This window comes from Arthrobacter sp. TB 26 (assembly GCF_000427315.1).
Lineage (GTDB): Bacteria > Actinomycetota > Actinomycetes > Actinomycetales > Micrococcaceae > Arthrobacter.
The window spans coordinates 1-5,904 of record NZ_AUPJ01000530.1 but is presented as its reverse complement, the minus strand read 5'-3'; the positions used below and the strand labels follow the sequence as shown (position 1 = coordinate 5,904).

Genomic DNA, 5,904 nt, shown 5'->3' with positions numbered 1-5,904 from the left:
CCAGCCGTTTCGCGGCGACCTTCGGCGCGGCCCCGGACGGCGCCTGGGCCGCCCCCGGCCGGGTGAACCTGATCGGCGAGCACACCGACTACAACGAAGGCTTTGTCCTGCCTTTCGCCATCGACAAGCGGGCGACGACGGTGGTCCGGCTCCGGGGCGACTCGACCGTCCGGCTGCTCTCCACCGCCGGGGACCAGGGACTCGTCGCAGCCGACGCCGCCGCCCTGGCCCCGGGTTCCATCACCGGGTGGGCCAAGTACCCCCTCGGTGTGGTCTGGGCGCTGCAGCAGTACGCCATCGAGGTCCCCGGCTTCGACCTCCTGCTGGACTCCGACGTACCGCTCGGCGCGGGGTTGTCCTCCTCGCACGCCATCGAATGCGCCGTGATCACGGCCCTGAACGAACTCACCGGCGCCGGGCTGACCGCCGAGCAGATGGTCACGTTGACCCAGCATGCCGAAAACGCCTTCGTCGGCGCACCGACCGGCATTATGGACCAGTCGGCCTCGCTGCGCGGCGCGAGCGGGCGGGCCGTCTTCCTCGATTGCCGGGACCAGTCCGTTCAGCTCGTGCCGTTCCGGGCACAGGAGGACGGACTCGTGCTGCTGGTGATCGACACGAAGGTCTCCCACTCCCACGCCGACGGCGGCTACGCCTCCCGCCGTGCGTCCTGCGAACTCGGCGCCGCGGTCCTGGGCGTCAAGGCGTTGCGAGACGTCGGCGTCGCGGACCTCGAGGAGGCCAGCGGTTTGCTTGATCCGGTGACCTTCCGGCGGGTCCGCCACATCGTCACCGAAAACGACCGCGTGCTGCAGGCCGTGGACACCCTCCGGTCCGAGGGCCCGGCCCGGATCGGCCCCCTGCTCGACGCCAGCCACGCCTCCATGCGGGACGACTTCGAGATCTCCTGCCCCGAGCTCGACCTCGCCGTGGACACGGCCCGCAGCCACGGTGCCATCGGCGCCCGGATGACCGGCGGCGGCTTCGGCGGCTCGGCGATCGCCCTCACCCCGGTGCGCTATGAGCAACAGGTCCGCGACGCCGTCGTCCGCGCCTTCGCCGACGCCGGCTTCACCGCCCCGGACATCTTCACCGTCACGCCGGCCGCCGGAGCGGAGCGCGTGTCCTGACGTCGAGTGCTCCGTAACGGCCCTTTAGAACCCTCAAAAGGGCCGTTATGGAGCAGCCGATGGGGCTTAAGCCGTCGCCGGGCAGCCGCAGGACTGCCGGATCCGCAGTTCGGTGGGGAAGATGCGGTGCTCCGCCGGCTCGCCGCGGCGTGCTCCGAGGAGTGCGCTGACGGCCGCTTCCGCCATCACCCGGACCGGCTGCTCCACGGTCGTGAGGGCGGGCCAGCTGTACTCGGCCTCGGCGGAGCCGTCGAACGAGGTCAGGGCGATATCGCCCGGCACGCTCAGCCCGGCCTCGTGGATGGCGCGCAGGATCCCGATCGCCTGCATATCCGAACTGGCGAAGATGGCGGTGGGCCGGTCCGCCGAGGCGAGCAGCCTTCGGCCAACGGCGTACCCGCCCTCCCGGCTGAACGGTCCCCGGACAATGGGGCCCTCCGGCAGCCCCGCCGCCGCAAGCGCCTGCAGCCAGCCCTCTTCCCGGAGGTCGTAATCGTGGGCCGTGTTGGTGCCCATGGCGAGGGCGATGTTGGTGTGCCCGTGCCCGATCAGGTGATCCACTGCCATCCGGGCACCGGCGGCCAGATCCACGCCCACGCTGTTGAAGCCGGGCGCCTGGCCGCCGTGGTTCAGGAGCACTGCGGGAATCTCGGCCGATTCGAGGGCCTCGAGGTCCGGTTCAAACAGCACGCTGGCGAGCACCACTCCGTCCACCTGGCGCGAGGCGAGGTTGCGGATGTTCCGGCGCTCCTTGGAGAGGTTGCCGTCCGAGTTGGTCAGCAGCAGGGCGTAGCCACGCTCGGCCGCGGCGTCCTCGACGGCATGGGCCAGCAGCGAGAAGAACGGATTGGTGTTGTCCGGGATGACCAGGCCGATGGTCTCGCTGGACCCCAGCTTAAGCGCGCGGGCGGCCGCATTGGGCCGGTAGCCCAGAATGCGGATGGCATCCTGGACCTTCGCCTCGGTGGCCGGGGCCACCTTCTTCGGGCCGCCGTTGACGACATAGCTGACGACGGCGGTGCTCACCCCGGCGTAGCGGGCGACGTCCTTGCGGGTCACCGGGCCGCGGGGGGTGTGCACTGCAGAAGTCGTCATGGAGTACATGCTAGCTAGCTGCGGCCCGCGCATCGCCGCGGCCGTGGGCGAAATGCCAGCCGAAAGGGCCGCCGAACTGGCCAACACAGACGACTCCGATGGAAAACGTCATTGTTACCTCTCCCGATCTGCCCGGACAGCCGGGCGCTGTGCCGCGCGGGCGCTCGGCAAAAGCGTCCCACGGGAATCTACTCGAGTCAATAGTTACTGGCTGGTACAAGAAAATCGCCGGATTTCAAGGAATCAAATCTTGCCAACCCAAATCTACTCGTGTAGATTCTGGTTCAGCTGTTACCCACATCACACCACCAGGAAGAGTCAACGATGACTACCATCACCAAACTTCCGGATCCCGTGGCTGGCGGATCCAAACACTCGCACCGCGGCAATACTCCCCGGCCAGGCCGAGGGCGCCGCCTCGGCGACCTGCGGATCGCGCTGCTGTTCATCCTTCCGGCCATGATCGGCTTCGTCGCCTTCTTCCTGGTCCCCACGATCCGCGGCATCTACCTCAGCTTCACCGAGTACAGCGTCCTGGGGGATCCCACCTGGATCGGCACCAGGAACTACACGGCGATCTTCGCGGACGAGCTGTTCTGGAACGCCATGGCCGTCACGCTCCAGTACGTCGGCCTGAACATCGGCTTCCAGACCGTCATCGCCCTCGGGCTGGCGCTACTGATGCACCGGGTGGCCAAATCCACCCTGATCCGCGGCGCCCTGCTGCTGCCGTTCCTCGTCGCAAACGTGATCGTGGCGCTGCTGTGGTTCTGGATGCTCGACTACCAGATCGGCATCGTCAACGAGATCATCAACTGGTTCGGCCTGCCCCGCATCGCCTTCTTCGGCAGCGAGCAGTGGGCCATCCCCACCATCGCCGGCGTCAACGTCTGGCGGCACATGGGCTACACGGCCCTGCTGATCTTCGCCGGCCTGCAGTCCATCCCCAGCCATGTCTACGAAGTCGCGTCCCTCGACGGCGCCTCTCAAACCCGGACCTTCTGGAGCATCACCATGCCGCTCCTGCGCCCCGTGCTGGTGCTGGTCCTCGTGGTCACCGTGATCGGGTCCTTCCAGGTCTTCGACACCGTGGCCGTGACCACTGGCGGCGGGCCCATCAACGCCTCCCGCGTCATCCAGATGTACATCTACCAGAAGGCCTTCGGTGAATCCGACTTCGGCTACGCCTCGGCCCTGTCCGTCATTCTCTTCGTCATTCTCGCCCTCGTGGCCTTCATCCAGATGAAGTTCCTCAAGGGCAACGAATCGGATCTGGACTAAGGAAAACCCAGCCATGACAACCTCCGCACTCTCCCGCAAAACGCCCGGCAACAATCCAGCCGGCAAGCCCGGCAATAAGCCCGCCCCGCAGGGCGCCCGCAGGAAGCCGTTCAACTGGCGCCGCGCCGGCGCCTGGACCCTCGTCGTCGTCGCCATCATCATCACGGTGGCACCGTTCCTCTGGATGCTCCGCACCGCCCTCTCCAGCAACGCCTCCCTCGCCTCCAACGCCAGCAACCTGCTGCCGGCGGACTTCAGCCTCGGCGCCTTCAAACGGGTCCTCGGGCTGCAGACCCCCGAGGAGGCCATCGCCGAGGGCGGCTCCGGCGCCGCAATCAACTTCTGGCTGTACCTGCGGAACTCCATCATCTTCGCCAGCGTCACCACCGCAGGGCAGGTGTTCTTCAGCGCCATGGCCGCCTACGCCTTCTCCCGGCTCCGCTGGCCCGGCCGGAACGTGGTCTTCGGCCTGTTCCTGGCCACCATGATGGTCCCGCCGATCTTCACCGCCCTGCCCAACTTCCTCATGATCAAGAACCTGGGCCTGCTCAACACGTTCGCCGGGCTGGCCCTGCCCTTCCTGTTCATGACGCCCTTCGCCATCTTCTTCCTGCGGCAGTTCTTCCTCTCCATGTCCCGCGAAGTGGAGGAAGCCGCCATGCTCGACGGCGCCAAGCACCTGCGGATCTTCTTCCAGATCGTGCTGCCCAACGCCGCCGCCCCGCTGGCCACCCTGGCCCTGCTGACTTTCATCGGCCAGTGGAACGAATACTTCTGGCCGCTGCTGGTGGGCCAGGACGAAAACGTCCGCGTGCTCACCGTGGGCCTGGGCGTCTTCAAATCCCAGTCCCCGCAGGGCGCCCCCGACTGGTCCGGCCTAATGGCCGCAACCCTGATCGCTGCCCTGCCCGTCCTCCTGCTCTTCATCGCCTTCGGCAAGCGGGTGGTCAACTCCATCGGCTTCTCCGGCATCAAGTAACCCCCGCCCAACGCACCCGCACCTTGCACAACCACCTTGCACATCCCTGAAAGGTTCACCATGAAGAAGACCCTCGGCGCCGTGGCTGCCGCCGCAGCCATCGCCCTCTCCCTGTCCGCCTGCGGCGGTTCCGCACCCTCAGCCGAAGCGAAGGGTGAAATCAACTACTGGCTCTGGGACGCCAACCAGCTCCCCGCCTACCAGCAGTGCGCCGACGATTTCACCAAGGCCAACCCGGACATCAAGGTCACGATCACCCAGCGCGGCTGGGACGACTACTGGACCACGCTGACCAACGGCTTCGTCGCCGGCACCGCCCCGGACGTCTTCACCAACCACCTCTCCAAGTACCCCGAGTACGCGGCGAAGAAGCAACTGCTGTCCCTGGACGACGCCGTCGCGAAGGACGGCATCAAGCTCGACAGCTACACCAAGGGCCTGCCCGAACTGTGGGTCGGCCAGGACGGCAAGCGCTACGGCCTGCCCAAGGACTGGGACACCGTCGGGCTGTTCTACAACAAGGCCATGACCGACACCGCCGGCCTCACCGCCGAGCAGATGGCGAACCTGGACTGGAACCCGCAGGACGGCGGCAGCTACGAAAAGGCGATCGCGCACCTGACCGTGGACAAGAACGGCGTGCGCGGCGACGAAGCCGGCTTCGACAAGAACAACGTCGCGGTCTACGGCCTCGGGCTCGCCGGCGGCGGCTCCGGCCAGGGCCAGACCGAGTGGAGCTTCCTGACCGCAACCACCGGCTGGACCCACACGGACAAGAACCCGTGGGGCACCAAGTTCAACTACGACGACCCCCGCTTCCAGGAGACCATCGCCTGGTGGGCCGGCCTGATCGAGAAGGGCTACATGCCCAAACTGGAAACCACCGTGGGCGCCAGCCTCGCGGACAACTTCGGTGCCGGCAAGGCCGCGATCAACACCACCGGCGACTGGCTGATTGGCCAGTACCAGAGCTACAAGGGTGTGGAAACCGCGTTCGCCCCCACCCCGAAGGGCCCCGAAGGCAAGCGCGCCAGCATGTTCAACGGCCTCGCCGACTCGGTCTGGGCGGGCAGCAAGAACCCGGCCGCCGCGGTCAAGTGGGTCGAATACCTGGGCTCCACCGCCTGCCAGGACGTCGTCGCCAAGAAGGCCGTGGTCTTCCCGGCCATCACCAGCTCCTCCGAGATCGCCGCCAAGGCCTTCGGGGACAAGGGCACCGACGTCTCCGCCTTCACCACACACGTCAAGGACGGCACTACGTTCCTCTTCCCGATCGCGGACAAAGCAGCCAAGGTGGACGGCATCATGAAGCCGGCCATGGACGCCGTCCTCGCGGGCAAGAAGCCGGCCAGCTCCCTCACCGACGCCAACAACCAGGTCAACGCCCTCTTCAAGTAGGGCCCACCCGCCCGGATGCCG

5 protein-coding genes are annotated in these 5,904 nt (G+C 67.1%); 4 read left to right on the top strand and 1 reads right to left on the bottom strand.

Annotation, left to right across the window (positions count from 1 at the left end):
• Positions 1–1,130, top strand: a 1,130-nt coding sequence (gene galK, locus K789_RS0120875) for a galactokinase (protein ID WP_024368446.1), incomplete at its 5' end; no start/stop codon positions are given.
• 66 nt (positions 1,131–1,196) lie between these two features.
• On the opposite strand, the gene K789_RS0120870 is transcribed toward galK, so the two are convergent.
• Positions 1,197–2,234, bottom strand: a complete 1,038-nt coding sequence (locus tag K789_RS0120870) for a LacI family DNA-binding transcriptional regulator (protein WP_416352822.1) — start codon at positions 2,232–2,234, stop codon at positions 1,197–1,199.
• Positions 2,235–2,549: 315 nt separating this feature from the next.
• Here K789_RS0120870 and K789_RS0120865 point away from each other — a divergent pair, with 315 nt between their 5' ends.
• The 3 genes from K789_RS0120865 to K789_RS0120855 are packed head-to-tail and all read left to right on the top strand — an operon-like array spanning position 2,550 to position 5,883.
• On the top strand, positions 2,550–3,506 hold the full coding sequence (locus K789_RS0120865) for a carbohydrate ABC transporter permease (protein ID WP_024368444.1): 957 nt from the start codon (positions 2,550–2,552) through the stop codon (positions 3,504–3,506).
• 13 nt (positions 3,507–3,519) lie between these two features.
• A complete protein-coding gene (locus K789_RS0120860; protein WP_024368443.1) occupies positions 3,520–4,485 on the top strand; it encodes a carbohydrate ABC transporter permease in 966 nt (321 codons plus the stop codon).
• A 60-nt stretch (positions 4,486–4,545) separates the two neighbouring features.
• Positions 4,546–5,883, top strand: coding sequence for an ABC transporter substrate-binding protein (locus K789_RS0120855; protein WP_024368442.1), 1,338 nt, complete (start codon positions 4,546–4,548; stop codon positions 5,881–5,883).
• The last annotated feature ends 21 nt before the right edge of the window (positions 5,884–5,904 follow it).